The following is a 26,321-nucleotide window of genomic DNA, read 5'->3' on the forward strand; positions in this document are numbered from 1 at the left end:
AAAAAGGAGAGCGCCATGCGCCCTGTCATTTTGCGTCGTGGTCTGGTCGCACTCTTAGCTGCGGCTGTGTCCTTCGGTGCTGTTACCCAGGCCCAAGCCGATACCCTGCGCATCGGTTATCAGAAATACGGCACGCTGATGCTGCTCAAGGCCAAAGGCACGCTGGACAAGCGCCTGGCCGAGCAGGGCGTTGACGTGCAATGGACCGAATTCCCCGGTGGCCCGCAATTGCTTGAAGGCCTGAACGTGGGCTCCATCGACTTCGGCGTGACCGGCGAAACCCCGCCCGTGTTCGCCCAGGCCGCCGGCGCCGACTTGCTCTACGTCGCCTACGAGCCACCAGCCCCCACCAGCGAAGCGATTCTGGTGCCCAAGGATTCGACCATCACCTCGGTCAAAGACCTCAAAGGCAAAAAAGTCGTCCTCAACAAAGGCTCCAACGTGCACTACCTGCTGGTGCGCGCCCTTGAAGACGCCGGCCTTAAATACACCGATATCCAGACTGTGTTCCTGCCCCCCGCCGATGCCCGTGCTGCCTTTGAACGCGGCAGTGTCGATGCCTGGGTAATCTGGGACCCGTACCAGGCAGCCGCCGAACAACAGCTGCATGCGCGCACCCTGCGTGACGCCAGTGGCATCGCTGACAACCATCAGTTCTATCTGGCTACCAAGCCTTATGCCGAACAGCACCCCAAGGTGATCGAAACCCTGGTCGATGAAGTACGCACTATTGGCGAATGGGCCAAGGCCCACCCCGAGGACGTGACAAAACAAGTCGCACCACTGCTGGGCCTGTCTCCTGAGATCACCCTCACGGCGGTCAAGCGCCAAGGCTACGGCGCACAGTTTCTGACCCCGGAAGTGGTCAACGCGCAGCAAAAAATCGCCGACAGTTTTTACCAGCTCAAGCTGATCCCCAAGCCGCTGGTTGTGAAAGACGTGATCTGGACGCCCCCGGCCAATCTGGCCAAAGCCAACTAACGCTTGCTGCCCCTAATTAGGAGACCACTCCATGAGCCTCAATATTTTCTGGTTCCTGCCTACCCACGGTGATGGCCATTACCTTGGCACCTCCGAAGGCGCCCGCGCCGTTGACTACGGTTACCTGCAACAAGTCGCGCAGGCTGCTGACCGCCTGGGCTTTGGCGGGGTACTGATTCCTACAGGTCGTTCGTGCGAAGACTCATGGCTGGTGGCGGCATCGCTGATTCCGGTAACCCAGCGCCTGAAATTTCTCGTAGCCCTGCGCCCGGGCATTGTGTCGCCCACCGTTGCAGCGCGTCAGGCCGCGACCCTGGACCGTTTGTCCGGTGGCCGCGCCCTGTTCAACCTGGTCACCGGCGGCGACCCGGAAGAGCTGGCCGGTGATGGTTTGTTCCTCAGCCACGAAGAGCGTTATCAGGTCTCGGTAGAGTTCACCCGCATCTGGCGCCGTGTGCTTGAAGGCGAAACCGTGGACTACGATGGTGAACACATCACCGTCAAAGGCGCCAAGCTGCTTTACCCGCCGATTCAGCAACCGCGTCCACCGCTGTATTTCGGCGGGTCTTCGGAAGCCGCACAGGATCTGGCCGCCGAACAAGTGGAAATGGTTCTGACCTGGGGCGAGCCACCGGCTGCCGTTGCAGAAAAAATCGAACAGGTGCGCGCCAAGGCCGCCAAATTGGGCCGCACCGTACGTTTCGGCATTCGTTTGCACGTAATTGTGCGTGAAACCAACGAGGAGGCTTGGAAGGCCGCCGACAAACTGATCTCGCATCTGGACGACGACACCATCGCCCGTGCCCAGGCCTCGCTGTCGCGCTTTGACTCGGTGGGCCAGCAGCGTATGGCCGCCCTGCACGGCGGCAGCCGCGACAACCTCGAAGTCAGCCCTAACCTGTGGGCAGGCGTGGGCCTGGTACGGGGCGGCGCTGGTACGGCGCTGGTCGGGGATGGTCCGACCGTGGCCGCACGGGTTCAGGAATACGCCGACCTGGGCATCGACACCTTTATTTTCTCCGGTTACCCGCACCTGGAAGAGTCCTACCGTGTGGCCGAGTTGTTGTTCCCGCACCTGGATATCGAACGCCCGGAACTGCCAAAAAGTGCAGGCTACGTGAGCCCGTTTGGCGAAATGGTCGCCAATGACATCCTCCCTAAAGCCGCGTCGCAGAGCTGAGGTCGCCATGAGTTCAGGCAAGGCCTCGGGCCTCAAAAATATCGGTCACACCCTGGCGCCCTGGGCCTTGCCGGTCTTGCTGCTGGCAGTGTGGCAGCTGTCCGTGTCAGCGGGCTGGCTGTCGACACGCATCCTGCCCGCCCCCAGTGCCGTGATCACGGCCGGCGTCGAGCTGGTGCGCAGTGGCGAAATCTGGAAACACCTGGCCATCAGCGGCTGGCGCGCCGGGCTCGGCTTTGTGATCGGTGGCAGCATCGGTCTGGCGCTGGGCTTTATCACCGGCCTGTCGAAATGGGGTGAACGCCTGCTCGACAGCTCGGTGCAAATGATCCGCAACGTGCCGCATCTGGCGCTGATTCCGCTGGTCATCCTGTGGTTCGGCATCGACGAGTCAGCGAAGATTTTTCTGGTGGCGCTGGGGACTTTATTCCCGATCTACCTCAACACTTACCACGGCATCCGCAACGTTGACCCGGCGCTGGTGGAAATGGCGCGCAACTATGGCCTGTCCGGTTTCAGCCTGTTCTGGCAGGTGATATTGCCGGGCGCGCTGCCGTCGATCCTGGTGGGTGTGCGCTTTGCCCTGGGCTTTATGTGGCTGACGTTGATCGTGGCCGAAACCATCTCCGCCAGCTCCGGTATTGGCTACCTGGCGATGAACGCCCGGGAGTTCCTGCAAACCGACGTGGTGGTGCTGGCGATTGTTTTGTACGCAGTGCTCGGCAAACTGGCCGACACCGCAGCCCGGGGGCTGGAGCGCATCTGGTTGCGCTGGCACCCGGCGTATCAAGTGGTTAAAGGCGGTGCAGCATGACAGCTCAACAACCTCCACGTTTGCGCCAGGGCATACCGCTGGCCATCAACGGCTTGCAGAAGGCCTTCGGTGAGCGCCTGGTGCTACGTGATATCAACCTGCATATCCCGGCAGGGCAGTTTGTCGCCATCGTAGGCCGCAGCGGGTGCGGCAAAAGCACCCTGATGCGTTTGCTGGCCGGCCTGGATCAGCCCACTGCAGGCCAGTTGCTGGCCGGTAGTGCGCCCCTGCAAGAGGCCCGTGAAGACACGCGCCTGATGTTTCAGGAAGCGCGTTTACTGCCCTGGAAAAAAGTCATCGACAACGTGGGCCTGGGCCTTAAAGGCGACTGGCGGCCAAAGGCGCTCAAGGCACTGGAAGAAGTTGGCCTGGCCGAGCGCGCCAATGAATGGCCGGCAGCACTCTCGGGCGGTCAGAAGCAGCGCGTGGCCCTGGCCCGCGCCCTGATCCACCAACCGCGCCTGCTGCTGCTTGACGAGCCGCTGGGCGCGCTGGATGCCCTGACCCGCATCGAAATGCAGCAACTGATTGAACGCCTGTGGCGCCAGCATGGTTTTACCGTATTGCTGGTGACCCATGACGTGAGCGAAGCCGTTGCGATTGCCGACCGTGTCATTTTGATTGAAGAAGGCCAGGTAGGGCTGGACCTCACGGTCGACCTGCAACGCCCACGGCTACGCGGCTCGCATCGCCTGGCGGCACTGGAAACCGAAGTACTGAACCGTGTTCTTGCACTGCCTGGCTCGCCACCTGAGCCGGAACCCGTTGCACCGCTGCCTACGCAACTGCGCTGGGCGCAATAAACCCACTTTCTATCCCAAGACAGGAATCGACACCATGACCATTAAAGCCATCAACGTTCGCAACCAGTTCAAAGGCCACATCAAGGAAATCGTACTGGGCGACGTGCTGTCGGAAATCGACGTACAAACGGCGTCGGGCATCGTGACTTCGGTGATCACCACCCGCTCGGTCAAGGAGCTGGAGCTGGTGGTCGGTAGCGAAGTGATCGCGTTCGTAAAGTCCACTGAAGTGTCCATCGCCAAGTTGTAAATCATGGGTGATTCACAGCCCCGAACGGCGTAAGCCCTTCGGGGTTTTTTGTGCCTGAAAATCGCCCTCAAATCCTGGGGGTCATGGCTGTGGCCGCTCATCAGCGATAAACAGCGCAACAAATTCTTGGCCGCCTGAGTGCGCTGCTCGGCACAGGCCAGCAGGGCAGATACAGAGGCGCGGGGATCGATCAATAAAACGTGGGAACCGACGGGATTGTCGGTTTGGGGAACGTACTGGGACATGCTTTAACTCCTAAGAAAAGGAGCCACCTCAATCAGCTTGCACGCAGAAAGAGGCTAGCAATTGTGCTCGGGTGTGCAAGACCGGTCCCAGATAACCCGGCAGACCCGAAGATCTCCCGCGCACAACCGCCATAACGCCGATTGCAGGCGCAGAGCCTACCAAGCGAAATGAAAAGTTGGAAATCTGAGAGTCAGGCTTGCACGCCTGATCGCTGATGTTCAGCGATGGAGCGGACTATAGGCAGCCCGCTTGGGGCATCACAATGGGGTAACGCGGGTGAAAGCCCGATCCCACATAAGTGCGCGAAAGGTCTGTAGAAATCGCAGCGCCTGCATCGCGAGCAAGCCCGCTCCCACAGGTTTGACGAGCATCCACACATGGTGAGAACACCCAAAACCTGTGGGAGCGGGCTTGCTCGCGATGGCATCAGCCCGGTGACTCAGGCCATCACAGCAGCCTGAATCACCACCAAACCAATCAGCGCACCAAATGCAAGAACTGCAGATGGCGTTCGTACTGGTCGAGGATGTCGTTGATGATCTGCTCTTTGGTGTAGCCCGTCAGGTCGTAGTCCTGGCTGCCTTCGGCCAGATGCACTTCAGCACGGTAGTAACGGCGATTACGCAGTTGCTCCTTTTTGCCAAAGCCACCCCGGGCGAAGGACGGCGTGAAGTAGCCACGCATCTGCACCTGATAGATAAACGGATGTTCATCCCCATGACCGATTTCCAGGCTCACGTTGTCGTTGGCCGGGTCTGGCTGGGTGACAACGTTAAGGCCTTTCTCCCGGAACACCGCACTCACTTCTTCAATCGCCGGGCGCACGGTGGTGTCCATAAAGCGGTACACCTCGTCCCGCGACGGGAAGTGCACGGCCTGGCTCAAACGCTGGCGCCAGCCACCACGACGCGAGTGAGAAACCGGCGCCAGGGAATGGGTCTGCGCAATCTTCTTCTGCGACTCAAGGTAGAACGCCTTGTGCAGGCCCCACATCATCAGCAGCAAAATCAGCGAGAACGGTAACGAGGTCAGCACTACCGCTGACTTGAGCGCATCGATACTGCCCGAGAACAGCAGCGCACTGGTGACCAGCGCAGTCATCGCGCCCCAGAACACCCGCAGCCATTTCGGGCCGTCTTCGTCCGCGTTATTGCCACGGGCCGAGAGGGTGGACAGCACCACAGTACCGGAGTCAGCCGAGGTCACGAAGAACACGAAGCTGATAAACACCGTCACCGCGATAACGGTCTTGCTCCACGGGTAGGTCTCAAGCAGCAGGTACAGCGTACGCGACGGGTCATCGATAGCCGACTGGCCAAGGGCTACCATGCCGTGGTTGAGCACCTGGTCGATGGCGCTGTTGCCGAAAATAGACATCCACGCCAGGGTAAAGCCCAGCGGAATCAGCAGCACGCCGAACACGAACTCGCGGATGGTCCGGCCACGGGAAATACGCGCAATAAACAGGCCTACAAAGGGCGACCATGCGATCCACCAGGCCCAATAGAACACGGTCCAGCCGCCCAGCCAGTCACTTGGCTTGTCGTAGGCATACACATCGAAACTCTTGGTGGGCAGTGCACCCAGGTAGTCACCGATGTTCTGCACCAGAGTGTTGAGCAAGTGCTGGGTGGGGCCGGCGAACAACACAAACAGCAGCAGGGCACAGGCCAGCAGCATGTTGATGTCGGACATCACCCGCACGCCCTTGTCGACACCGGCAATCGCCACCAGAATCGCGGCGCCCATCATCAACGTGATCAGGCCCACTTGCACCCATTGGGTATGGGGCATGCCGAACAGGTAGTCGAGGCCGGAGTTGAGGTGCAGCACCCCAAAGCCCATGTCGGCACCCAGGCCGAATACCGTAGCGATAATGCCGAAACCATCCACCGCATAACCGATGGGGCCGTTGATGCGCTTGCCGATCAGCGGGTAGAGCGCCGAGCGCAGCGCCAGCGGCAGGTTATGCCGGTAGGCGAAGTAGGCCAGCGCCATGCCGACGAACGCGAACACACCCCAGCCGTGCAGGCCCCAGTGCAGGAACAGCAGCTGCATGCCCTGGCGCGCAGCCTCGGCATTGCCGGCCGGGCCCTGCGGCGGGTTGAGCATATGGGTGAGGGGTTCGGACACACAGAAGAAAAATAGCGTGATGCTGATCCCGGCGGCGAACAACATGCCCGCCCAGGACAGGTAACTGAACTCGGGTTCGTCGTGGTCGGCACCGAGCTTGATCTTGCCGTAGCCGGACAAGGCGGTGACGACCACGAAGATCAGATACAGGGTCATCGCTAACATGTAGTACCAGCCGACCGTGTTGGCCGCCCAGTTTTGTGCGGCCAGCAGCCATTCGCCGGCAGCGGCAGGCATGGCGATGACCACCACACCGAAGATCAGGATAAACGCGGCGGCAAAGTAGAACACCGGCGGGTTCATGCGGATCGAGGACGTCTCGGACGTGATCGGTACACTCATTGGATGTGCACCTTATAGAGGTAAAACGGGATCAAAAAGAGCGGATTCGGCAAGGGTTAGCCTCCTGTTGTGAGCGGGCAGCGGACCACCGGTTTAACTTGAACAAGCATTCAAGTTAAACATGGATGGCCTTTCAGCACTAATCGCTGCCCGCAGCTGCACGCCTGATACGTTAGCTCATGGCAAGGTATGACACATGGCCATGATCATCGTTCAGCCGTTATAGCGTGGGGCTATCAGGGGAGGGCGACGGCAAAAGAAAACGGCATTTTCGGGCGCTGAAAAAAATCCAAAAAAAATATTCGCAGAAGCGCAGTGATCAAAAAATAGACTGATTTAGACGCCGATCAGTAGTGCCTCAGGTGGAAAGCATCGAAGAATTTACAGAAGAAAGGGGGACCCTATTGATTGAAGTGGTCCCAGAGACTTATTTCGCATTGGCGCCCGCACTATACAAGCACCAAGACGAACAAACAGTGATACACAATGAACACCTGATATTGTTACCCGATGACAGTCATCAAAGATTTAAGACTACAAACACTCTATTTCATACATCGAAGTTAACAATAGCCCACAGATAGAAATCCATCGACAGATCAAGCATGCTTTCTTTCAACGGATATTTATATCAATTTAACTTTTCAATGTCTCTGCCGATGGCTCATCAGGAGTTATCGTCGAAAAATTAACGGCCACTGCTTCTTTAATTTCACCCTGCTGAGTAAAACTACTGACACCTACAATATCATTGCCATTTCGAGCATCTGCTAATGGCCTTGTATAGTTCAGATCAATCTGTGAAATACTTAACTCGTCCAGCGAATGTAACTCGCTTGTACCAGTCGACTCAATCCTGCTTTGGCCATCATGATTGGCATCAACCCAAACTCTCACATCGCCCCAGCGTTCATCCTGGTTATCAAACTTAAGGTCTTTGTTGCTATCCAGGCTACTCAGTGCATCAAATGCATTATCAAAGGTTTTTTTACTCGGCGAATCACGGCTTCCTTGTTCGGCGCCAAAATACTCAGACATCAACTCCGAGACATTATCAATTTTTCCGTTTCCATCAAGGTCCAAAACAACCATACCCTCGTCAGGGCTGCTCCACCCCGTTTGCACCTTCTCGCCGTCGTTGTTCATGTCGAAATGAACAGGAGAGACATGAGGGTTGGTGAGTTTTGCTCCGGCCCCACCCAGATCCAAAATCAAAGGGTCTACTTTGTTTTCTAAGGCGCATTTCATTCTTGCAATTTGTTCTGGCGTTATATAGTTGAGACCTCCAACACTTTCCAAAGAAATATCAACATTAGCAGCTGGCCTTTCGATATTTGTCACAGGTACCCCTCCGCCTGTGCTGTAGCCGTTCGATGCAGAAGTAGCGCCACCTGCCCCCCCACTTCCGCCACTGTCAAGACTACCAGCCGTACCGTTACTTATACCGCCACCTGGAATCACAGGCAGTGAAATATCAACTTCTACACCTTTTACTAATAAATCTTCAAATACTATCTTTATGACAATAGGTATAATCATTGAGGCATTGCCAAAATACTTTTCGAAAATCATCCCAATAGCAGCGGCATTTTGTATAAATACCGTGGCATAATTTTCCATTTGCTCTAAAAAGTTACGGCCCGGAATCTCAACGTAATTATGCCCTAGTCCACCCCCCCACACAGGAAACTCATCACCGAGCGTCCCGGCCCATTGCCATGGTTCCAAACCTAAGTATTTTACTGCGGCTTGCACGTCTCTTTTGATCACATCTTTAATTGGCAAAATGCCTTTAGCGTGAATAAAATCCGCAATAACTTGGTGGGCTAATCTGTCAGAAGCATTTTTATACATACGCGAAGTGAATTTCCTTCCGGAGCGCTCAACTGCATATCGCATGGAATTGGAAACCAGTTCGCTTGCAAAGCTTCCGTCAATATTATTGATAGATTTTGCAGCCATAAGCCAGTTAGCCGTCATCAACATCTGGTCTCTCACTTCGCCATCGGCCTGGTTGGCAATAGCTTTTTGAGCAACATTATATAAGTAATGGTATCCTCCCGCGTAGTCTTTCACGGCGAGTCTATGTTCCAGGTATTTGATATCCGCGGGTGCCAGAGGTATTTGCACCATATTGGCGCCTCCTTAATTAATTAAAAAACGATCCAGAAAATTCAACACAAAAACATCGGCTTCTTTAAGGTTGGAAATCTCACGGCTAAACAAATAGTCAATCCCAAAAGTACTTTTGTACGCTCTTTTTCCCATATAAATCAGGTCCCACTCATATATATATGCATTGCTTCCATCACGGCCCGCAACTCTATAAGTCTTTTCACTATCCTCTAACAGTTCAACCCCATCAAAAGACGCAATGGTTTTTAATGTTCGGGTGGCTCGATTTATATCAAACGGAGGAACGGATATTGGAAATAAAACTAACACCATTACATTGTTAGATTTATTTTTATAATCAACCAACTTCATGGATGGATACTCAACACGAAGAGTGACCACGCTTTCACCGTTAAAATCAATAAGCTCGCAATCCTTATCCGAAACATCAAAGGAAAAAACACTGATATTCGTTTTTTCATTAACAAACGTGCAAGCTGCATGGGCGGGCATTGAGCCCCAAGCAAACACCAGTGATATAAGCCCACCTTGAAGATATCTACGCACTACCAGCCTCCAATATTACTGATGTATCGCCATTTCCACAGGAGTAATAAATATAGCGACCAACAAAATTCAATCTTCATAGCTCAGCGCGGAACATGGTTTTTGGACGTGTCATTTCCATACCCCATCCAAGAGCGAGATTAAAAACCTTAACGCCCTGAAAACTTTAGGCCTGGTACCAAAATATGACCACAGCGAAGCCGCCGTTCTTAATGTCGGATATTTCCGTAACTAATAATTTTATGTAGGAGAGGGTTAAACCGGGCGCTGAACTGCGCGCCCCCGTTTAAAAAACAGACAAATCCAGCGGCCGAATCGCGCCCATCCAGATTGCATGGTCGGTGTGGTCCAGCAGGTCATTGCCGGTATCGGGATGCATAAACACCACCAAACCGTGCCGGTAGAGCGCCAGCCACGGCAGGACGACTCCGATCAGTTCAGGGCCGAAAGCCAGTTGGCAGCTCCAGTCCGGGTGCGGGCCCACCGGGCGCTCGTGGACGCGGCCCATGGTTACGCCAAACAGTCGCCTGGCCTCTTCGCACAAGGCGCGCGCCTGATCGATGGTCGAAGCGTCGAAGTAGACATGGGCGTGGTAGCCCTTGATTCGCTGCATAAGTACCTCTTGCCCTCACCCCGCCCTCTCCCGGAGGGAGAGGGGCTGCTTTAAAGCGCCAGCAACCGGCGCAATTCAGCCAGCGCCGGTGCAGTATCCGGACGCACCCCGCGCCACAGATAAAACGCCTCGGCGGCCTGTTCGGCCAGCATGCCCAAACCATCCATCACCTGACCCGCGCCATGCCCGCTGGTCCACACGCAAAACGGCGTCGGCTCCTTGCCATACATCATGTCGTAGCACAGGGTTTTACCCGGCTCGATCAGGCTGCTGGCAATGGGGGGCAGTTCGCCGCTCAGGCTGGCCGAGGTGGCATTGATGATCAGGTCGACCGGCTCGTGCAGCCAGTCAAAACCGCTTGCAGCCACCGGGCCCAGGTCGCTGAACAACTCGGCCAGCAACTCGGCTTTTTCAACGGTGCGGTTAGCGATGGTGACCGAGGCCGGCCCTTCAGCCAGCAGCGGCTCCAGCGCACCCCGCACCGCACCGCCCGCGCCCAGGATCAGGACGCGCTTACCCTTGAGGCTGAAACCGGCATTGACCGTCAGGTCGCGCACCAGCCCTGCACCATCGGTGTTGTCCCCCAGCAAAACGCCATCGGCCAATTTGCTCAGGGTGTTGACCGCTCCTGCTCGCTGGGCCCGAGCTGTCAGTTGATCCGCCAGGCGGTAGGCGTCTTCTTTGAAGGGCACTGTCACATTGGCGCCACGCCCCTGCAGGAAAAACTCCGTTGCGCAGCCAGCAAAATCATCCAGTGGTGCCAGCAAGGTGTCGTACTGCATGGCCTGGCCAGTTTGCTCGGCAAACAGGCGATGCAGCACCGGGGATTTGCTATGGGCAATCGGGTTACCAAAAACAACGTAACGGTCCATCAGGCAAGCTCCTCGGGCAGTGTCAGGCGTTGGCCAACCAGTCGCGGTCTTGCAGGAAGTAATCCGTCAGGCGCGCTTCCGGGCTTTCCGGTTCCGCTTTCCAGTCATAAGCCCAGCGCACTTGCGGTGGCAGGGACATCAGGATCGACTCGGTGCGACCGCCCGATTGCAGGCCAAACAGGGTGCCACGGTCATAGACCAGGTTGAATTCCACATAGCGTCCACGGCGGAATTCCTGGAACTCACGCTGCTGGGCAGTGTATTCGTCGTTCTTGCGGCGCTGAACGATCGGCAGGTAGGCGTCGATATAGGCATCACCAATGGCGCGAATAAAAGCGAAACAGGTGTCGAAATCCCACTCGTTCAGGTCATCAAAAAACAGGCCGCCAATACCACGGGGCTCATTGCGATGCTTGATATGGAAGTAGGTGTCGCACCACGCCTTGTAGCGCGGGTACACATCGGCACCAAATGGCGCACAGGCCTGCTCGGCCACGCGGTGCCAGTGCACGCAGTCTTCTTCAACGCCATAGTAAGGGGTGAGGTCAAAGCCGCCACCGAACCACCAGACCGGTTCTTCGCCTTCTTTCTCAGCGATAAAAAAACGCACGTTGGCGTGGGACGTTGGTACATGCGGGTTGTGCGGGTGGATCACCAGCGACACACCGAGGGCTTCAAAGCCACGGCCCGCAAGTTCAGGGCGATGAGCACTGGCCGACGGTGGCAGGCCGCTGCCGAACACATGGGAAAAGTTGACGCCGCCTTTCTCGATGACGTGGCCGTTTTCGATTACACGGGTACGACCGCCACCACCCGCCGGGCGCTCCCAGGCGTCTTCAACGAACTGGGTGCCGCCGTCTTCCGTTTGCAATGCGTTGCAAATGCGGTCTTGAAGGTCGAGCAGGTAGGCTTTTACAGCCTCGGTGCGAGTAGTCATGACATCACCTTAAATCGGGCAAAGCGACGCGGCGTGCGGGGCCGGCGGCAAAGGGGGGCTAGCATAACACCGCACTCCGGCTCACCGCAGTTGACGAAGATCACGCTTCAGCGTTGGATGGTGGCTTCGTGAAATGAGCGAGGACAGTGCAGATGGCAAAGCGTATCCAGTTTCGGGCCCACGGCGGCCCTGAAGTGCTTGAGTATGTCGATTACCAACCCGCCGAGCCGGGCCCACAGCAAGTTCGGGTGCGCAATCAGGCCATCGGTCTGAATTTCATCGATACCTATTACCGAGGTGGCTTGTACCCGCTGGCTGAACTGCCGTCCGGGCTGGGCAATGAAGGTGCGGGGATCGTTGATGCGGTGGGCAGTGACGTGCGCAACGTGAACGTCGGCGATCGCGTCGCTTACGGCACCGGGCCGCTGGGGGCATACAGTGAACTGCACGTTTTGCCTGCAGCCAATGTGGTGAAACTGCCCGAGGATATTTCCTTTGAGCAAGCCGCCGCAGTGATGCTCAAGGGCCTGACAACCCAGTACCTGCTGCGTCAGACCTACGAACTCAAAGGGGGTGAAACCATCCTGTTCCACGCTGCTGCAGGCGGGGTAGGTTCGATTGCCTGCCAATGGGCGAAAGCCTTGGGCGTGAAATTGATCGGCACGGTCAGCTCAGCCGAAAAAGCCGCGCACGCCAAAGCTCTGGGCGCGTGGGAAACCATCGACTACAGCCACGAGGATGTTGCCAAGCGTGTACTGGAATTAACCGACGGCAAGAAGTGCCCGGTGGTTTACGACGGTGTAGGCAAGGACACCTGGCTAACGTCACTGGACTGCGTAGCACCACGTGGGCTGATGGTCAGCTTTGGTAATGCTTCAGGCGCGGTAAGGGGAGTCAACCTGGGGATCTTGTCGCAGAAGGGCTCGCTGTATGTCACTCGACCGACGTTGGCGTCCTACGCCAATAGCGCCGAAAACCTGCAAGCGATGGCCGATGAGCTGTTTGCGATGATCCGCAGCGGTGCAATCAAGATTGATATCAGCCAGCGTTTTGCGTTGGCTGATGCGGCCAAGGCGCAGACGGAACTGTCGGCGCGCCGAACCACGGGATCGACGATTTTGTTGCCTTAAAACAAATTCGTAGCAGCTGCCGTAGGAACGAGGCTGCGTTCGGCGGCGCAGCCGTCGTAAAACCAGACACTGTGGTCGTTCAGAAAAATCTCGGACTCAGGTTTTACGATTGCTTCGCAACCGGACGCAGCCTCGTTCCTTCGGCAGCTGCTACAAGATCGGTTGGGCTGCAACTCATTACGCCGGGCGTACGATCTTGCCGCTAGCCAGGTCGCGGATCAGGCTCGGGTTTTTACGTCCACCCAAGTTGCCACCCAACACATGGTCGATTTGCCCACGGAAATACTGCTCCACTTTCAAGCGAGTACGCGCTGCCGGCAAACCTGCCGGGTTGGCTGAGGTCGAGACAATCGGCCCCACCAGCGCGCACAGTTCGCGCACCAGCGGGTGATCGCTCACGCGCAGCGCCACCGTATCGTGTACCCCGGTGATCCACTCGGGCAGCAAGCCCTGATGCGGCACCAGCCAGGTGTTCGGCCCTGGCCAGGTACTGGCCATGCGGTCGATCCACTCCTGGGGGAAGTCTTCAAACAGGAAGTCGAACTGGTGAATGTTGTCTGCCACCACAATCAGACCTTTATCCACAGGCCGCGATTTGATCGCCAGCAGCCGCTCGACCGCGTCTTCATCCCATGGGTCGCAGCCCAGGCCCCAGACCGCCTCGGTCGGATAGGCAATCACCGCGCCTGCGCGAATGGCTCTTGCAGCTTGTTGGACGCGCCAGGTGCTGATCATTGAATGTCTCCAGATATGTGCTGCGCGCAGTGTACTTAGCTGGCGCGAGCAAACCAACGCCCACCCTCGAGTACAACATGCCCCGCCAGTTCAAGCTCGGTCAGAGTAGCCAGCAATCGGGGCAAATCCCAACCGCTGATATTGGCCAATGCTTCGCTGGTATAGGGCGCTGCCTGCAACAATTGCACTAATGGATGACAGCTTGGAGTAAACATTTCTGTTGTGGGCAACGGCATCGAGCGCCAGCCACGCAGGCCTTCGAGAATGTGCTCAACGGTCTCGACAAGCGTAGCGCCATCACGGATCAACTGATGGCAGCCACGCGCCCCAGGGTGGTGGATGGAACCGGGCATGGCGTACACCTCGCGCCCCTGCTCTGCGGCGAGACGGGCAGTAATCAGCGAGCCGCTGGACACGCTGGCCTCGACCACCAGCACGCCAAGGGACAAACCGCTGATAATGCGGTTACGCCGCGGGAAGTTGGCGGCTTGGGGCCCGGCGTCCAGAGGAAACTCCGATACCACGGCGCTACCGTTGCAAATCATTGCGTCTGCCAATGCCCGATGGCGCTGTGGATAAAGTTTTTCCAGGCCCGTCCCCAAAACCCCCACTGTCTGCCCGCCAACGTCCAGAGCAGCCTGATGCGCTGCGCCATCAATCCCCAGCGCCAGCCCGCTGGTAATCACAAAACCGGCGCCAGCCAGGCTGCGGGAAAAGGCGGTCGCGGTGTCCAGCCCAGGCCGCGAAGCGCGTCGGCTACCGACCATCGCCAACTGCGGTTTTTCCAGAGTTGACGGCTCTCCCGCCACGAATAACAGCGGCGGGGCATCGCTCAATTCGCTTAACAGCGCCGGGTAATCGGCCTGATCATGCAGCAGCACATGGTGTCTGGAGCGCTCAAGCCAGCGCAATGCAGCGCTGGCACCCTCACGGACTTCAGGGCTGCGCCGCGCCTGGGCACACCCCTCGGGCAGCCCCAGGGCACGCCAGGCGCTGGCAGGTGCGCTGAGCGCCGAACTGGCCGAACCAAAGGCTCTGAACAGGCTGTAATAACGCCGTGGCCCAACGTCGGGCAAACGGTGCAAACGCAAGCGGGCCTCCAACTCTGCTGGGGATATTTCTGAGGGTGGCATAGGATCATCCTTGATCGGTTATTCCATCTGGCTGTAAGGAACAAGCTGTGGATAACTCTGTTGACAAGTTGTTTGGCTAACGATGAAAAGTACCGGGTTGAGCCCCTTGGCAGAACTTGAAACGCCAATGGGAAACCCAACATTAGTTGAACGTCGCCTGGAGGCCGGGCAGGTTGGTTTCAAATTGAGACATGCACAGGTGCAGCCCGGCAGCTAGTCGTTTCATCCGTGGGTGAATCCCTTTATTATGTGCTCTCGCGTGAAACGCCTGAGCCCGAGCGGGCTCTCTCTGAAGGAGACGTTTTGCACAGGTTGCTCGAGTCCCCAGGACCCACCTGACAACCGTTTTTGAATCTTTCACACAGTGCACCAATCAAACTTATGGCTATTTTGAACATCCTCGAATTCCCAGACTCGCGTCTGCGTACCATCGCCAAACCCGTGGCGGTTGTGGACGACGAAGTCCGTCAGTTGATCGATGACATGTTTGAAACCATGTACGAGGCGCCAGGTATCGGCCTGGCCGCGACCCAGGTCAACGTGCACAAACGCATCGTGGTCATGGATCTGAGCGAAGACCGCAGCGAACCGATGGTGTTTATCAACCCCGAGTTCGAGATCCTGTCCGACGAGATGGGCCAATACCAGGAAGGCTGCCTGTCGGTACCGGGTTACTACGAGAACGTTGATCGCCCGCAGCGCGTCAAGATCAAGGCGCTGGACCGTGACGGCAAACCTTTCGAAATGATCGCCGAAGGCCTGTTGGCGGTGTGCATTCAGCATGAGTGCGACCACCTCAACGGCAAGCTCTTCGTCGATTACCTGTCTACGCTCAAGCGTGACCGGATCAAGAAGAAACTGGAAAAACTGCACCGCCAGAACGCTTGATCGGCATAAAACGCACAACACTCCCGAACTGGCAGGGACCCGATGTGGGAGCGGGCTTGCTCGCGATCGGGCCAACACGGTTCTGCTGATACACCGGGTAGCCCTCATCGCGAGCAAGCCCGCTCCCACATGAAAATGAGCCAGCCGGTCCGTTCGCTGGCTCATTGCCGTCAGTTCCCGCGCCCCCCTATTCCAAGTGAGTATTCCATGACTGAGCCACTGCGCATCGTCTTTGCCGGCACCCCAGAATTCGCCGCCGAACACCTCAAGGCACTGCTAGACACGCCTTACGAGATCGTCGCGGTCTACACCCAGCCGGACCGTCCGGCAGGGCGCGGGCAAAAGCTGATGCCAAGCCCGGTCAAACAGCTGGCGCTGGAGCACAACATCACAGTGATGCAGCCACCCACCCTGCGTGCCCCTGAGGCCCAGGCCGAACTGGCTGCACTCAAGCCGGACCTGCTGGTGGTGGTGGCCTACGGCCTGATCCTTCCGCAAGTGGTGCTGGATATTCCGCGCCTGGGCTGCATCAACAGCCACGCCTCCTTGCTGCCACGCTGGCGCGGAGCAGCGCCGATCCAGCGCGCCATCGAAGCCGGCGACAGTGAAAGCGGAGTGACCGTAATGCGTATGGAGGCGGGTCTGGACACCGGCCCCATGCTGCTCAAGTCCGTGACCGCAATCACCGCCGATGACACCGGCGGCAGCCTGCACGACCGCCTGGCCGAACTGGGCCCACCGGCCGTGATCCAGGCCATTGCCGGTCTGGCGGCGGGGACGCTGCAAGGTGAAGTCCAGGATGACAGCCTGGCGACCTACGCCCACAAGTTGAACAAGGACGAAGCGCGCATCGACTGGAGCCGCCCGGCCGTTGAGCTGGAGCGCCTGATCCGCGCCTTCAACCCGTGGCCGATCTGCCACAGCACGCTCAATGGCGAAGCCCTCAAAGTACTGGCCGCAAACCTGGCTGACGCTCAAGGTGCACCGGGACAGATTCTCGCCGCCAGCAAGGACGGCCTGATCGTGGGTTGCGGTGAAGGCGCCTTGTGCCTCACACGCCTGCAATTGCCTGGTGGCAAAGCGCTGAACTTCAGTGATTTTTTCAACAGCCGCCGTGAGAAATTCGCCGTCGGTACAGTTTTGGGTGCCGCACAATGAATCCTCGTCTGGCCGCCGCCAAAGCCCTGACTGCCGTGCTCAACGGCAAGGCATCGCTCAACAGTTCGTTGCCGCTGCAACTGGACAAGGTTGAGGTACGTGACCGCGGTCTGACCCAGGATCTGGCCTTCGGCACCGCGCGCTGGCAGCCACGTCTGTCGGCGCTGGCCAACAAGCTGCTGCAAAAACCGTTCAAGGCCGCCGACGCTGACGTCGAGGCATTGCTGCTGGTCGGTTTGTATCAACTGCTCTACACCCGCATTCCGGCCCACGCCGCCATCGGCGAAACCGTAGGTTGCGCCGACAAACTGAAAAAGCCGTGGGCCAAAGCCCTGCTTAACGCCGTACTGCGCAACGCACAGCGAGAAAGCGACGCCTTACTGGCTGAGCTGGAACGTGACCCGGTGGTGCGTACTGCGCACCCACGCTGGCTGCAAAAATCCCTGAAGGCTTTTTGGCCTGAGCAATGGGAAGCCATCTGTGCAGCCAACAATGCGCACCCGCCGATGATCTTGCGGGTCAACCGTCGCTATCACAGTCGTGATGCGTATCTGCAGTTGCTGGTTGAGGCAGGGATCGAAGCTCAACCTTGCACCTTTAGCCAGGACGGCATCGTGCTGGCTGCGGCCTGCGATGTACGCAATCTGCCAGGCTTTGCCGAAGGCTGGATCAGTGTCCAGGACGAAGCCGCCCAGCTGGCTGCCGATTTGCTCGATCTGGCCCCGGGCCAGCGTGTACTCGACGCCTGCTGCGCCCCCGGCGGCAAGACCTGCCACATCCTGGAAGTCGAGCCCAAGCTCGCCGGCGTGGTAGCCGTGGACCTGGAAGCCAAGCGCCTGGTGCGCGTTCGCGAGAACCTTGAACGTCTGGGCCTGAGTGCCGAGTTGATTGCGGCTGACGGCCGCGATACCGCAACCTGGTGGGACGGCAAACCATTCCAGCGCATTTTGCTGGATGCGCCTTGCTCAGCAACGGGTGTAATCCGCCGTCATCCAGACATCAAGCTGACACGCCAACCGGACGACATCGCCGCACTCGCCACCCTGCAAGGCGAACTGCTGGACGCGATGTGGCCAACCCTGGAAGTCGGTGGCATCTTGCTTTACGCCACCTGTTCGACGCTGCCGACCGAAAACACCGAGGTGATCGAAGCGTTTCTGGCCCGGACACCGGGTGCCCGCGAGCTGGATATCGCCGGTCAGTTCGGTATCAAACAACCCCACGGCCGCCAGTTGCTGGCGCAAGAAGGTGGGCATGACGGTTTCTATTACGCCAAACTGATCAAGATCGCTGCCGCACGCAGCTAACGGTTCCAGGAAATGACGGCATGAAAATCATCATCCTCGGCGCAGGCCAGGTCGGCGGTACGCTGGCAGAACATCTGGCCAGCGAAGCCAACGACATCACCGTGGTCGACACCGATGGCGAACGCCTGCGCGACCTGGGTGACCGCCTCGACATCCGCACCGTGCAGGGCCGCGCCTCGCTGCCCAATGTGCTGCGCCAGGCGGGAGCAGATGACGCCGACATGCTGGTGGCCGTGACCAACAGCGACGAGACCAATATGGTCGCGTGCCAGGTGGCCTACACGCTGTTTCACACCCCGACCAAAATCGCCCGTGTACGAGAAGCGGCTTATCTGACACGCGGCGAGGAGTTGTTTGATAACGACGCCATCCCGGTCGACGTGCTGATCAGCCCCGAGCAGGTGGTCACCAACTACATCAAGCGCCTGATCGAACACCCCGGTGCTTTGCAGGTGATCGACTTTGCCGAGGGCAAGGCGCAGTTGGTCGCGGTCAAGGCGTATTACGGTGGCCCGCTGATTGGCCAGCAATTGCGCCAGCTACGCGAGCACATGCCGAATGTGGATACACGAGTCGCGGCGATTTTCCGACGCGATCGACCCATTACCCCCCGTGGCGATACCATCATCGAGGCTGACGACGAAGTATTTTTCATCGCCGCCAGAGCCAATATTCGCGCAGTAATGAGCGAAATGCGCCGCCTTGACGAGAGCTACAAGCGTATTGTCATTGCTGGCGGCGGACAGATCGGCGAGCGCCTGGCCGAGGCCATTGAAAGCCGTTACCAGGTCAAAATCATAGAGATGAATCCTGCACGTTGCCGCTATTTGTCCGACACGCTCGACAGTACAGTTGTGCTGCAAGGTAGCGCCTCGGACCGCGACTTGATGCTCGAAGAGAACATCGCCGATGCCGACGTGTTCCTGGCCCTGACCAACGATGACGAGGCCAATATCATGTCCTCGCTGCTGGCCAAGCGCCTGGGCGCGAAGAAGGTGATGACCATCATCAACAACCCGGCCTATGTGGACCTGATCCAGGGTGGCGAAATCGATATCGCCATCAGTCCGCAGCTGGCCACCATCGGCACCTTGCTGGCCCACGTACGCCGTGGCGATATCGTCAGTGTGCACTCACTGCGCCGCGGTGCGGCGGAGGCCATCGAAGCCATCGCCCACGGTGACTCCAAGTCGAGCAAGGTGATTGGCCGCAGCATCGGTGAAATCAACTTGCCACCGGGGACCACGATTGGCGCGATCATTCGCGACGAAGAAGTGCTGATCGCCCACGACTCTACCGTCATCAATGCCGGCGACCATGTGATCCTGTTCCTTGTGGATAAAAAGCATATTCGCGACGTAGAGAAGCTGTTTCATGTGGGCTTGAGTTTTTTCTAAGGAGTCAGGGATGCTGGAATCACTGGAAAAGATGCTCGCCAAGCGTGTGGATAACTCATTGCTGCGCTTTGGCCTGGGCAAGGGCTATCTGGACCTTGGGGATAACTTGAAAGCGGCGGAGCATCTGCAGCGTTGCGTCGGCGTTGACCCCAAGTATTCGGCGGCCTGGAAGCTGCTGGGCAAGGCGCAGCTGGCGGCGGGGGATCGTGCGGCAGCGCGGGCGGCATGGGAGCAGGGGATTGCAGCGGCTCAGGCCCATGGCGACAAGCAGGCCGAGAAAGAAATGACGGTGTTTTTGAAGAAGCTGGATAAGTCGCAGTAATTCATCCAGCTTCATATTGGGAACTTGATGTGGGAGCGAGCCTGCTCGCGAAGATCGTTAGATAATCGCGGCGCTTGTGAAACCTTCGCGAGCAGGCTCGCTCCCACGGGATGCATGTTTGGTCAGTACCAGCGCGCCTCACCCGGCGGACGCTTCTTGAAGCGCTTCATGCTCCACATGTACTGGCTCGGGTACGCCCGCACATACTTCTCGACCACCTTGCTCATGGCCGCGCACGAGGTCGCCGTATCGGTGCTGTACATCTCTTCGGGCGCCGCTTCCAGAATCACTTTGAAACCCGAACCGTCGGGCAGGCGCAATGCGTGGAGGAACACGCCCACCGCTTTGCCGCCCGCCAGCATATTGGGCACAAACTTGCTGGTCAGGGCCATCGTGCCGAGGAACGGCACAAAAATACCGGCTGACTCAGCGGGCTCCGGATCTGCCGGAATGCCCACCTGACCACCTTTGCGCACCTCCTTGATCACGCTCAGGATGCCTTCTTTGGTCGATGCCGCCACGCGGTTGCCCAGTTGAACGCGTTGCTTTTGCAGCAATTCATCCACAGCCTTGAGCTTGGGCGGGCGGTAAAAAATGATCGGCTTGCACTGGCTGCAATAGAAGTGGTTGAGCACTTCCCAGTTGCCCAGATGGCTGGTGATGCCTACCACGCCCTTGCCTGAGGCCAGGGCGTCCTTGAGCACGTCCAGACCTTCGACTTCACGCACCAGGTCAATCGAACGCTGGGCCGGCCAGATCCAGGCGCACGCGCTCTCGGTCAGGCTTTTACCGATGTCCTTGAGGCTCTGGCCCACGAGTTGCTCACGGGCGACCGGGTCCATTTCGGGGAAGCATTTGGCCAGGTTGATCCGCACCACATCGCGCGAACGATTAGGCAGTTTCCACATCAACCAGCCAATGGCCGAGCCCACGCGTTGCACCGCGCTCCACGGGAGCATGGCAAACAATCGCAAAGCCCCGACCAGCAAGGCGCCTTTAAACTTTTCCACAGAATAATCTCTCGAAAGCACTCGTAGCAGCTGCCGAAGGCTGCGTCCGATTGCGAAGCAATCGTAAATGCTGAGTGCTTGATTTTACTGACACATCGCAGGTCCTGACTTCACGACGGCTGCGCCGCCGGACGCAGCCTTCGGCAGCTGCTACGGGTTATGCGTGTGGCGAAAAAAGACATTCTAACCGCCGTTGGCCAGTTCCGCGTAACGGTCGCAATACGTGGCATGGTCCATAACCATGCCGCTGGCCTGCATAAAGGCGTAGCAAATGGTCGGGCCGACGAACGTAAAACCGGCTTTTTTCAGGCCTTTGCTCATGGCTTCGGCCTCTGGCGTCACCGCAGGGAATTCATGGCGTTCAGTAAAGTGGTTGATCTTCGGTTTACCACCCACAAACGACCATAAAAACTCCACCGGGTTGTCCAGAGCCAGCCAGGCCCGGGCATTGCGTCGTGCTCCGGCCACCTTGAGACGGTTGCGGATAATCCCCGGATCCTGCAACAAAACCTCGATTTCAGCGTCCGTCATAACTGCCAGACGCTGCACATCAAAGCCAAACATGACCTTGCGATAGTGCTCGCGCTTCTTCAAAACCGTGATCCATGACAAACCTGCCTGGAACCCTTCGAGCAATAACAACTCGAACAGCCCATGCGCATCGCGCAACGGCACGCCCCACTCTTGATCGTGATAAGCGGCATACAGCGGATCTTCTGAACACCAGAAGCAACGTGGCATATAGGCTCCAGGGGGTGGAGGGGCGACCGAATCGGGTATACTCCCGCTCTTTAAATCGCAGCCCAAGAAACAGGTGAATTTGTGAGCCAGCCTACGCCAGCAGTGCGTACCTTCCAAGACTTGATCCTCGCCCTCCAGCAATACTGGGCCGAGCAAGGTTGTGTGGTGCTTCAGCCCTACGATATGGAAGTGGGCGCCGGCACATTCCATACCGCCACGTTTTTGCGCTCTCTGGGCCCGGAAACCTGGAACGCCGCTTATGTGCAGCCCAGTCGTCGTCCGACTGACGGCCGCTACGGCGAAAACCCGAACCGTTTGCAGCACTACTACCAGTTCCAGGTGGTTTTGAAGCCAAACCCGCCAAACTTCCAGGAGCTGTACCTGGGTTCGCTGAAACATATCGGCCTGGACCCACTGGTTCACGATATCCGTTTCGTAGAAGACAACTGGGAATCGCCAACACTGGGCGCCTGGGGTCTGGGCTGGGAAATCTGGCTCAACGGTATGGAAGTCACCCAGTTCACCTACTTCCAGCAAGTAGGCGGCATTGAGTGCTACCCGGTTACCGGCGAAATCACCTACGGCCTTGAGCGTTTGGCTATGTACCTGCAGGGCGTGGATTCTGTCTACGACCTGGTATGGACTGACGGCCCCTTCGGCAAAGTGACCTACGGCGACGTGTTCCATCAGAACGAAGTCGAGCAGTCGACTTACAACTTCGAACACGCCAACGTCGACAAACTGTTCGAACTGTTCGATTTCTATGAAAGCGAAGCCAAGCGCCTGATCGAACTCGACCAGCCTTTGCCGTTGCCAAGCTACGAAATGGTGCTCAAGGCATCCCACACGTTCAACCTGCTGGATGCCCGCCGCGCCATTTCCGTGACCGCGCGTCAGCAATACATCCTGCGTGTGCGTACCCTGGCGCGTTCGGTGGCTCAGGCCTACCTTGAAGCTCGCGCCAAGCTGGGCTTCCCGATGGCTCCGCCGGATTTACGTGATGAAGTGTTGGCTAAGTTGGAGGCAGCACAATGAGTGCTCAAGATTTTCTGGTTGAACTGGGCACTGAAGAACTGCCACCGAAAGCCCTCAATACCCTGGCTGATGCATTTCTCGCCGGGATTGAAAAAGGCCTGCAAACAGCCGGTCTGAAATTCAGCGCGAAAAAAGTCTACGCCGCACCGCGCCGCCTGGCCGTTCTGCTGACCCAGCTGGAAACCCAGCAGCCTGACCGCAGCATCAATATCGACGGCCCGCCACGTCAAGCTGCTTTCGATGCCGAAGGCAACCCGACCCAGGCAGCCCTTGGCTTTGCCAAAAAATGCGGTGTTGAGCTGAGCGAAATCGACCAGAGCGGCCCAAAACTGCGTTTCAGCCAGGTGATCGTCGGCAAGCCGACCGCCAGCCTGCTGCCGACCATCGTTGAAGACTCGCTCAATGACTTGCCGATCCCCAAGCGTATGCGCTGGGGCGCGCGCAAGGTCGAGTTCGTACGTCCAACCCAGTGGCTGGTCATGCTGCTGGGCGACGAGGTCATCGATTGCACGATCCTTGCGCAAAAAGCCGGTCGTGAGTCCCGTGGCCACCGCTTCCATCACCCGGAAAACGTGCGCATCAGCGCCCCGGCCAACTACGCCGAAGACCTGCGCAAAGCCTACGTGCTGGCCGATTTCTTTGAGCGTCGCGAGCTGATTTCCAAGCGTGTGGCCGAGCTGGCGACGATGCAGGAAGGCAGCGCTATCGTGCCGCCTGCCCTGCTCGACGAAGTGACCGCGCTGGTTGAATGGCCGGTGCCGCTGGTGTGCTCGTTTGAAGAGCGCTTCCTGGACGTCCCGCAAGAAGCCCTGATCACCACCATGCAGGACAACCAGAAGTACTTCTGCCTGCTGGACGTCGATGGCAAATTGCTCCCGCGCTTTATTACCGTGGCCAACATCGAGAGCAAAGACCCGCAGCAGATCATCTCGGGTAACGAGAAAGTGGTTCGCCCGCGCCTGACCGATGCCGAGTTCTTCTTCAAGCAAGACAAGAAGCAAAAACTCGAGAGCTTCAACCTGCGCCTGCAAAACGTGGTATTCCAGGCCCAACTGGGCAGTGTTTACGACAAGGCTGAGCGTGTTTCGAAACTGGCGGCATTCATTGCCCCGCGCATTGGGGGTGACGCACCGCGTGCCGCCCGTGCCGGTTTGCTGTCCAAGTGCGACCTGGCCACCGAAATGGTCGGCGAGTTCCCGGAGATGCAAGGCATTGCCGGTTACTACTACGCGCTGAATGACGGCGAGCCTGAAGACGTCGCCCTGGCGTTGAACGAGCAGTACATGCCGCGTGGTGCTGGCGCCGAGTTGCCGAGCACCCTGACCGGTGCTGCAGTGGCCATCGCCGACAAGCTCGACACCCTGGTGGGTATTTTCGGCATTGGCATGTTGCCTACAGGCAGCAAAGACCCGTACGCACTGCGTCGTGCAGCGCTGGGTATCCTGCGCATCCTGATCGACAAGAAACTCGACCTCGACCTGACTGAAGCAGTGAAATTCGCTGTCAGCGCTTTCGGGGCCAAGATCAAGTCGGCCGGTCTGGCAGATCAGGTTCTGGAATTCATCTTCGACCGCCTGCGTGCGCGTTACGAAGACGAAGGCGTGGACGTGGCCACTTACCTGTCGGTACGTGCCCTCAACCCAACGTCGGCGCTGGACTTCGATCAGCGCGTGCAAGCCGTACAAGCGTTCCGCCAGTTGCCGGAAGCCGCTGCACTGGCCGCCGTGAACAAACGCGTTTCGAACCTGCTGAGCAAGGTTGAAGGCACGGTTTCGACCCACGTTGAAGCCCGCTATTTCGACAATGCTTGTGAGTTCTCGCTGTTCTCGGCCATCCAGAAGGCCGACGAGGCCGTACAACCAATGGCTGCTGCCCGTCAGTACAACGAAGCCCTGACCCGTCTGGCCTCGTTGCGCGAGCCGGTGGATGCGTTCTTCGAAGCGGTGATGATCAACGCAGAAGACCCGAGCGTGCGGGCTAACCGCTACGCCTTGCTGGCCCGTCTGCGTGGCCTGTTCCTGGGTGTTGCCGATATTTCACTGCTGGGCTGAGGGGTTGCCGTTGAAACTGCTGATTCTCGATCGGGACGGAGTAATCAATTACGACTCCGACGCTTACATCAAGTCAGTCGAGGAGTGGCAACCACTGCCCGGCGCGATCGAGGCCATTGCGCAGTTGAGCAAGGCCGGCTGGACAGTCGCCATCGCGACCAACCAGTCCGGCATTGCCCGCGGCTACTATGATGTTGCCACGCTGGACGCCATGCACGCCCGCTTGCGGGCGCTGGTGGCAGAGCAGGGTGGCGAGGTCGGATTGATTGTCTATTGCCCACACGGACCTGACGCGGGCTGCGCTTGCCGTAAGCCCAAACCTGGCATGTTGCAAACGATTGCCAACCATTACGGCGTTGATTTGGCCCAATGTTGGTTCGTCGGTGACAGTTTGGGTGACTTGCAGGCTGCGCAAGCCGTCGATTCTCAGCCAGTTTTGGTAAAAACCGGAAAGGGCCTACAGACATTGGCCAAAGAGTTACCGGTTAATACTCTAGTATTTGACGATCTGGCGGCAGTCGCCGCAGAACTTATCCACAAATAAAGCATGTTCGAACACTGGCCTGCACGTTATGCGCTGGCCTGTTCCCTTATGCTTTATCCGCAACGGTAAAAGCCGCTATGTCGATACTGCAGGCCATCAGAACCTTCTTCTTTTACCTGCTGCTGGGCACCAGCTCTCTGCTGTGGTGCTCGCTGAGCTTTTTTGTCGCTCCGTTTTTGCCGTTCCGTGCGCGCTATCGGTTTATCAATGTTTACTGGTGCCGCTGCGCGCTGTGGCTGACACGGGTGTTCTTGAAAATTGACGTTCGGGTTACGGGCGCAGAAAACATCCCGCAACGACCGTGCGTGATTCTGGCCAACCACCAAAGTACCTGGGAGACGTTTTTTCTCTCGGCCTACTTTCAGCCGTTGAGCCAGGTACTCAAACGCGAATTGCTGTATGTGCCGTTTTTTGGCTGGGCGATGGCGATGCTGCGCCCGATTGCCATCGACCGTGACAACCCCAAGGCTGCGCTCAAGCACATTGCAAAAAAGGGTGATGAGCTGCTCAAGGACAACATTTGGGTGCTGATCTTCCCGGAAGGCACCCGCGTGCCGTTTGGCCAGGTGGGAAAATTTTCCCGGGGAGGCACGGCTCTGGCGGTCAACGCCGAACTACCGGTACTGCCGATTGCCCACAACGCGGGCAAGTTCTGGCCCAAGACGGGCTGGGCGAAAAAGGCTGGCACCATCGAACTGGTCATCGGTGAACCGATGTACGCCAACGGCAGCGGTCCACGGGCCATTGCCGAGCTGAACGACCGGGTACAGGCCTGGAACGAGCAGGCTCAGCGCGACATGGGTTCGTTGCCTCCTATAGCTAAACCTTCTGAAACGATTGTGAACTAAGCAAATTGTGGATAACTTGTGCACAAGTTTTCTTTTTTTGTGAAAAAGCAGACGTAAGCCTATGATTTTGATGCTTATTTCAGACTGTAAGTTTTCACCTAAATACGTGCATAAGTTTTTCTAAGCGCAAAAAAAACCGGCTTATATCAGCCGGTTTTTTTGTGTCTGG

General features: G+C 57.9%; 25 protein-coding genes. 15 read left to right on the plus strand and 10 right to left on the minus strand.

The features are described from left to right. Positions 1 to 15 precede the first annotated feature (15 nt). From GHN92_RS05745 to GHN92_RS05765, 5 genes are read left to right on the plus strand one after another with little or no spacing between them, the layout of a single operon-like run. Positions 16 to 981, plus strand: a complete 966-nt coding sequence (locus GHN92_RS05745) for a sulfonate ABC transporter substrate-binding protein (protein WP_153379674.1) — start codon at positions 16 to 18, stop codon at positions 979 to 981. A 31-nt stretch (positions 982 to 1,012) separates the two neighbouring features. Further along, on the plus strand, positions 1,013 to 2,161 hold the full coding sequence (gene ssuD / locus GHN92_RS05750; protein ID WP_153379676.1) for an FMNH2-dependent alkanesulfonate monooxygenase: 1,149 nt from the start codon (positions 1,013 to 1,015) through the stop codon (positions 2,159 to 2,161). Between the two features lie 7 nt (positions 2,162 to 2,168). Further along, positions 2,169 to 2,975, plus strand: coding sequence for an aliphatic sulfonate ABC transporter permease SsuC (gene ssuC / locus GHN92_RS05755; protein WP_016782831.1), 807 nt, complete (start codon positions 2,169 to 2,171; stop codon positions 2,973 to 2,975). Further along, positions 2,972 to 3,778 carry an aliphatic sulfonates ABC transporter ATP-binding protein gene (gene ssuB, locus GHN92_RS05760; protein WP_095017916.1) on the plus strand — a complete coding sequence of 269 codons (807 nt, stop codon included), beginning with the start codon at positions 2,972 to 2,974 and terminating at the stop codon, positions 3,776 to 3,778. Before ssuC ends, ssuB begins: the two co-directional genes overlap by 4 nt. Positions 3,779 to 3,812: 34 nt before the next feature. Next, positions 3,813 to 4,028: a molybdopterin-binding protein gene (locus GHN92_RS05765; RefSeq protein ID WP_003444581.1), complete on the plus strand. Its 216-nt coding sequence runs from the start codon at positions 3,813 to 3,815 to the stop codon at positions 4,026 to 4,028. 723 nt (positions 4,029 to 4,751) lie between these two features. Here GHN92_RS05765 and betT read toward each other — a convergent pair. From betT to hemF, 6 genes are all read right to left on the minus strand, one after another. Beyond that, positions 4,752 to 6,749 carry a choline transporter BetT gene (gene betT / locus GHN92_RS05770; RefSeq protein ID WP_094999601.1) on the minus strand — a complete coding sequence of 666 codons (1,998 nt, stop codon included), beginning with the start codon at positions 6,747 to 6,749 and terminating at the stop codon, positions 4,752 to 4,754. Between the two features lie 636 nt (positions 6,750 to 7,385). Continuing rightward, positions 7,386 to 8,882 (minus strand): hypothetical protein, encoded by a 1,497-nt coding sequence (locus GHN92_RS05775; RefSeq protein WP_153379678.1) that lies wholly within the window; start codon positions 8,880 to 8,882, stop codon positions 7,386 to 7,388. Positions 8,883 to 8,894: 12 nt separating this feature from the next. Next, positions 8,895 to 9,431, minus strand: a complete 537-nt coding sequence (locus GHN92_RS05780; RefSeq protein WP_141228134.1) for a hypothetical protein — start codon at positions 9,429 to 9,431, stop codon at positions 8,895 to 8,897. 286 nt (positions 9,432 to 9,717) lie between these two features. Beyond that, positions 9,718 to 10,044, minus strand: coding sequence for a DOPA 4,5-dioxygenase family protein (locus tag GHN92_RS05785; RefSeq protein WP_094999598.1), 327 nt, complete (start codon positions 10,042 to 10,044; stop codon positions 9,718 to 9,720). 50 nt (positions 10,045 to 10,094) lie between these two features. Continuing rightward, the gene (gene aroE / locus GHN92_RS05790; protein WP_153379680.1) at positions 10,095 to 10,916 is read right to left on the minus strand and encodes a shikimate dehydrogenase; all 822 of its coding nucleotides are present in this window, start codon (positions 10,914 to 10,916) and stop codon (positions 10,095 to 10,097) included. 22 nt (positions 10,917 to 10,938) lie between these two features. After that, positions 10,939 to 11,853, minus strand: a complete 915-nt coding sequence (gene hemF / locus GHN92_RS05795; RefSeq protein ID WP_094999596.1) for an oxygen-dependent coproporphyrinogen oxidase — start codon at positions 11,851 to 11,853, stop codon at positions 10,939 to 10,941. 152 nt (positions 11,854 to 12,005) lie between these two features. Between hemF and GHN92_RS05800 the strand changes: the two genes are divergently transcribed. Then, positions 12,006 to 12,983 (plus strand): quinone oxidoreductase, encoded by a 978-nt coding sequence (locus tag GHN92_RS05800; RefSeq protein ID WP_153379682.1) that lies wholly within the window; start codon positions 12,006 to 12,008, stop codon positions 12,981 to 12,983. Positions 12,984 to 13,160: 177 nt separating this feature from the next. Here the strand turns inward: GHN92_RS05800 and GHN92_RS05805 are convergent, their stop codons facing one another. Together GHN92_RS05805 and dprA are read right to left on the minus strand one after the other, a co-directional pair. Beyond that, the gene (locus GHN92_RS05805) at positions 13,161 to 13,718 is read right to left on the minus strand and encodes an L-threonylcarbamoyladenylate synthase (RefSeq protein WP_094999595.1); all 558 of its coding nucleotides are present in this window, start codon (positions 13,716 to 13,718) and stop codon (positions 13,161 to 13,163) included. 35 nt (positions 13,719 to 13,753) lie between these two features. Beyond that, a complete protein-coding gene (dprA, locus tag GHN92_RS05810) occupies positions 13,754 to 14,851 on the minus strand; it encodes a DNA-processing protein DprA (protein WP_094999594.1) in 1,098 nt (365 codons plus the stop codon). Between the two features lie 381 nt (positions 14,852 to 15,232). On the opposite strand from dprA, the gene def reads away from it, so the two are divergent. From def to GHN92_RS05835, 5 genes are all read left to right on the plus strand, one after another. Continuing rightward, positions 15,233 to 15,739 carry a peptide deformylase gene (def, locus tag GHN92_RS05815; RefSeq protein ID WP_016782844.1) on the plus strand — a complete coding sequence of 169 codons (507 nt, stop codon included), beginning with the start codon at positions 15,233 to 15,235 and terminating at the stop codon, positions 15,737 to 15,739. A gap of 207 nt (positions 15,740 to 15,946) precedes the next feature. After that, a complete protein-coding gene (gene fmt, locus GHN92_RS05820; protein ID WP_094999593.1) occupies positions 15,947 to 16,897 on the plus strand; it encodes a methionyl-tRNA formyltransferase in 951 nt (316 codons plus the stop codon). Next, positions 16,894 to 18,204, plus strand: coding sequence for a 16S rRNA (cytosine(967)-C(5))-methyltransferase RsmB (gene rsmB, locus GHN92_RS05825; protein ID WP_153379684.1), 1,311 nt, complete (start codon positions 16,894 to 16,896; stop codon positions 18,202 to 18,204). Before fmt ends, rsmB begins: the two co-directional genes overlap by 4 nt. 20 nt (positions 18,205 to 18,224) lie before the next feature. Next, positions 18,225 to 19,601, plus strand: a complete 1,377-nt coding sequence (gene trkA, locus GHN92_RS05830; RefSeq protein ID WP_094999591.1) for a Trk system potassium transporter TrkA — start codon at positions 18,225 to 18,227, stop codon at positions 19,599 to 19,601. Positions 19,602 to 19,611: 10 nt separating this feature from the next. Beyond that, complete coding sequence (locus GHN92_RS05835) at positions 19,612 to 19,923, plus strand: tetratricopeptide repeat protein (RefSeq protein ID WP_153379686.1); 312 nt, start codon at positions 19,612 to 19,614, stop codon at positions 19,921 to 19,923. A gap of 122 nt (positions 19,924 to 20,045) precedes the next feature. On the opposite strand, the gene GHN92_RS05840 is transcribed toward GHN92_RS05835, so the two are convergent. Beyond that, positions 20,046 to 20,933, minus strand: coding sequence for a lysophospholipid acyltransferase (locus GHN92_RS05840; RefSeq protein WP_094999589.1), 888 nt, complete (start codon positions 20,931 to 20,933; stop codon positions 20,046 to 20,048). Between the two features lie 183 nt (positions 20,934 to 21,116). Next, on the minus strand, positions 21,117 to 21,674 hold the full coding sequence (locus GHN92_RS05845; RefSeq protein WP_094999588.1) for a DNA-3-methyladenine glycosylase I: 558 nt from the start codon (positions 21,672 to 21,674) through the stop codon (positions 21,117 to 21,119). A gap of 81 nt (positions 21,675 to 21,755) precedes the next feature. On the opposite strand from GHN92_RS05845, the gene glyQ reads away from it, so the two are divergent. The 4 genes from glyQ (at position 21,756) to GHN92_RS05865 (ending at position 26,152) form a co-directional block, all read left to right on the plus strand. Then, positions 21,756 to 22,709 (plus strand): glycine--tRNA ligase subunit alpha, encoded by a 954-nt coding sequence (gene glyQ / locus GHN92_RS05850; RefSeq protein ID WP_003437964.1) that lies wholly within the window; start codon positions 21,756 to 21,758, stop codon positions 22,707 to 22,709. Next, positions 22,706 to 24,760 (plus strand): glycine--tRNA ligase subunit beta, encoded by a 2,055-nt coding sequence (gene glyS, locus GHN92_RS05855; RefSeq protein ID WP_094999587.1) that lies wholly within the window; start codon positions 22,706 to 22,708, stop codon positions 24,758 to 24,760. The genes glyQ and glyS overlap by 4 nt, the downstream gene beginning before the upstream one ends. Positions 24,761 to 24,764: 4 nt before the next feature. Then, positions 24,765 to 25,304 (plus strand): D-glycero-beta-D-manno-heptose 1,7-bisphosphate 7-phosphatase, encoded by a 540-nt coding sequence (gene gmhB / locus GHN92_RS05860; RefSeq protein WP_165446529.1) that lies wholly within the window; start codon positions 24,765 to 24,767, stop codon positions 25,302 to 25,304. 77 nt (positions 25,305 to 25,381) lie between these two features. Beyond that, the gene (locus GHN92_RS05865; RefSeq protein WP_094999585.1) at positions 25,382 to 26,152 is read left to right on the plus strand and encodes a 1-acyl-sn-glycerol-3-phosphate acyltransferase; all 771 of its coding nucleotides are present in this window, start codon (positions 25,382 to 25,384) and stop codon (positions 26,150 to 26,152) included. Positions 26,153 to 26,321 lie beyond the last annotated feature (169 nt).

Origin of the sequence: Pseudomonas sp. FSL R10-2964 (genome assembly GCF_009600035.1) — a bacterium.
GTDB lineage: Bacteria > Pseudomonadota > Gammaproteobacteria > Pseudomonadales > Pseudomonadaceae > Aquipseudomonas > Aquipseudomonas bubulae.

Coding starts and splice junctions, on each gene's coding strand:
- hemF (WP_094999596.1), bottom strand. CDS start 11,853: ATGACTACTCGCACCGAGGCTGTAAAAGCCTACCTGCTCGACCTTCAA.
- GHN92_RS05805 (WP_094999595.1), bottom strand. CDS start 13,718: ATGATCAGCACCTGGCGCGTCCAACAAGCTGCAAGAGCCATTCGCGCA.
- GHN92_RS05845 (WP_094999588.1), bottom strand. CDS start 21,674: ATGCCACGTTGCTTCTGGTGTTCAGAAGATCCGCTGTATGCCGCTTAT.
- GHN92_RS05745 (WP_153379674.1), top strand. CDS start 16: ATGCGCCCTGTCATTTTGCGTCGTGGTCTGGTCGCACTCTTAGCTGCG.
- rsmB (WP_153379684.1), top strand. CDS start 16,894: ATGAATCCTCGTCTGGCCGCCGCCAAAGCCCTGACTGCCGTGCTCAAC.
- trkA (WP_094999591.1), top strand. CDS start 18,225: ATGAAAATCATCATCCTCGGCGCAGGCCAGGTCGGCGGTACGCTGGCA.
- GHN92_RS05785 (WP_094999598.1), bottom strand. CDS start 10,044: ATGCAGCGAATCAAGGGCTACCACGCCCATGTCTACTTCGACGCTTCG.
- ssuD (WP_153379676.1), top strand. CDS start 1,013: ATGAGCCTCAATATTTTCTGGTTCCTGCCTACCCACGGTGATGGCCAT.
- GHN92_RS05775 (WP_153379678.1), bottom strand. CDS start 8,882: ATGGTGCAAATACCTCTGGCACCCGCGGATATCAAATACCTGGAACAT.
- def (WP_016782844.1), top strand. CDS start 15,233: ATGGCTATTTTGAACATCCTCGAATTCCCAGACTCGCGTCTGCGTACC.
- GHN92_RS05800 (WP_153379682.1), top strand. CDS start 12,006: ATGGCAAAGCGTATCCAGTTTCGGGCCCACGGCGGCCCTGAAGTGCTT.
- ssuC (WP_016782831.1), top strand. CDS start 2,169: ATGAGTTCAGGCAAGGCCTCGGGCCTCAAAAATATCGGTCACACCCTG.
- ssuB (WP_095017916.1), top strand. CDS start 2,972: ATGACAGCTCAACAACCTCCACGTTTGCGCCAGGGCATACCGCTGGCC.
- fmt (WP_094999593.1), top strand. CDS start 15,947: ATGACTGAGCCACTGCGCATCGTCTTTGCCGGCACCCCAGAATTCGCC.
- betT (WP_094999601.1), bottom strand. CDS start 6,749: ATGAGTGTACCGATCACGTCCGAGACGTCCTCGATCCGCATGAACCCG.
- aroE (WP_153379680.1), bottom strand. CDS start 10,916: ATGGACCGTTACGTTGTTTTTGGTAACCCGATTGCCCATAGCAAATCC.
- glyS (WP_094999587.1), top strand. CDS start 22,706: ATGAGTGCTCAAGATTTTCTGGTTGAACTGGGCACTGAAGAACTGCCA.
- GHN92_RS05765 (WP_003444581.1), top strand. CDS start 3,813: ATGACCATTAAAGCCATCAACGTTCGCAACCAGTTCAAAGGCCACATC.
- GHN92_RS05865 (WP_094999585.1), top strand. CDS start 25,382: ATGTCGATACTGCAGGCCATCAGAACCTTCTTCTTTTACCTGCTGCTG.
- dprA (WP_094999594.1), bottom strand. CDS start 14,851: ATGCCACCCTCAGAAATATCCCCAGCAGAGTTGGAGGCCCGCTTGCGT.
- GHN92_RS05835 (WP_153379686.1), top strand. CDS start 19,612: ATGCTGGAATCACTGGAAAAGATGCTCGCCAAGCGTGTGGATAACTCA.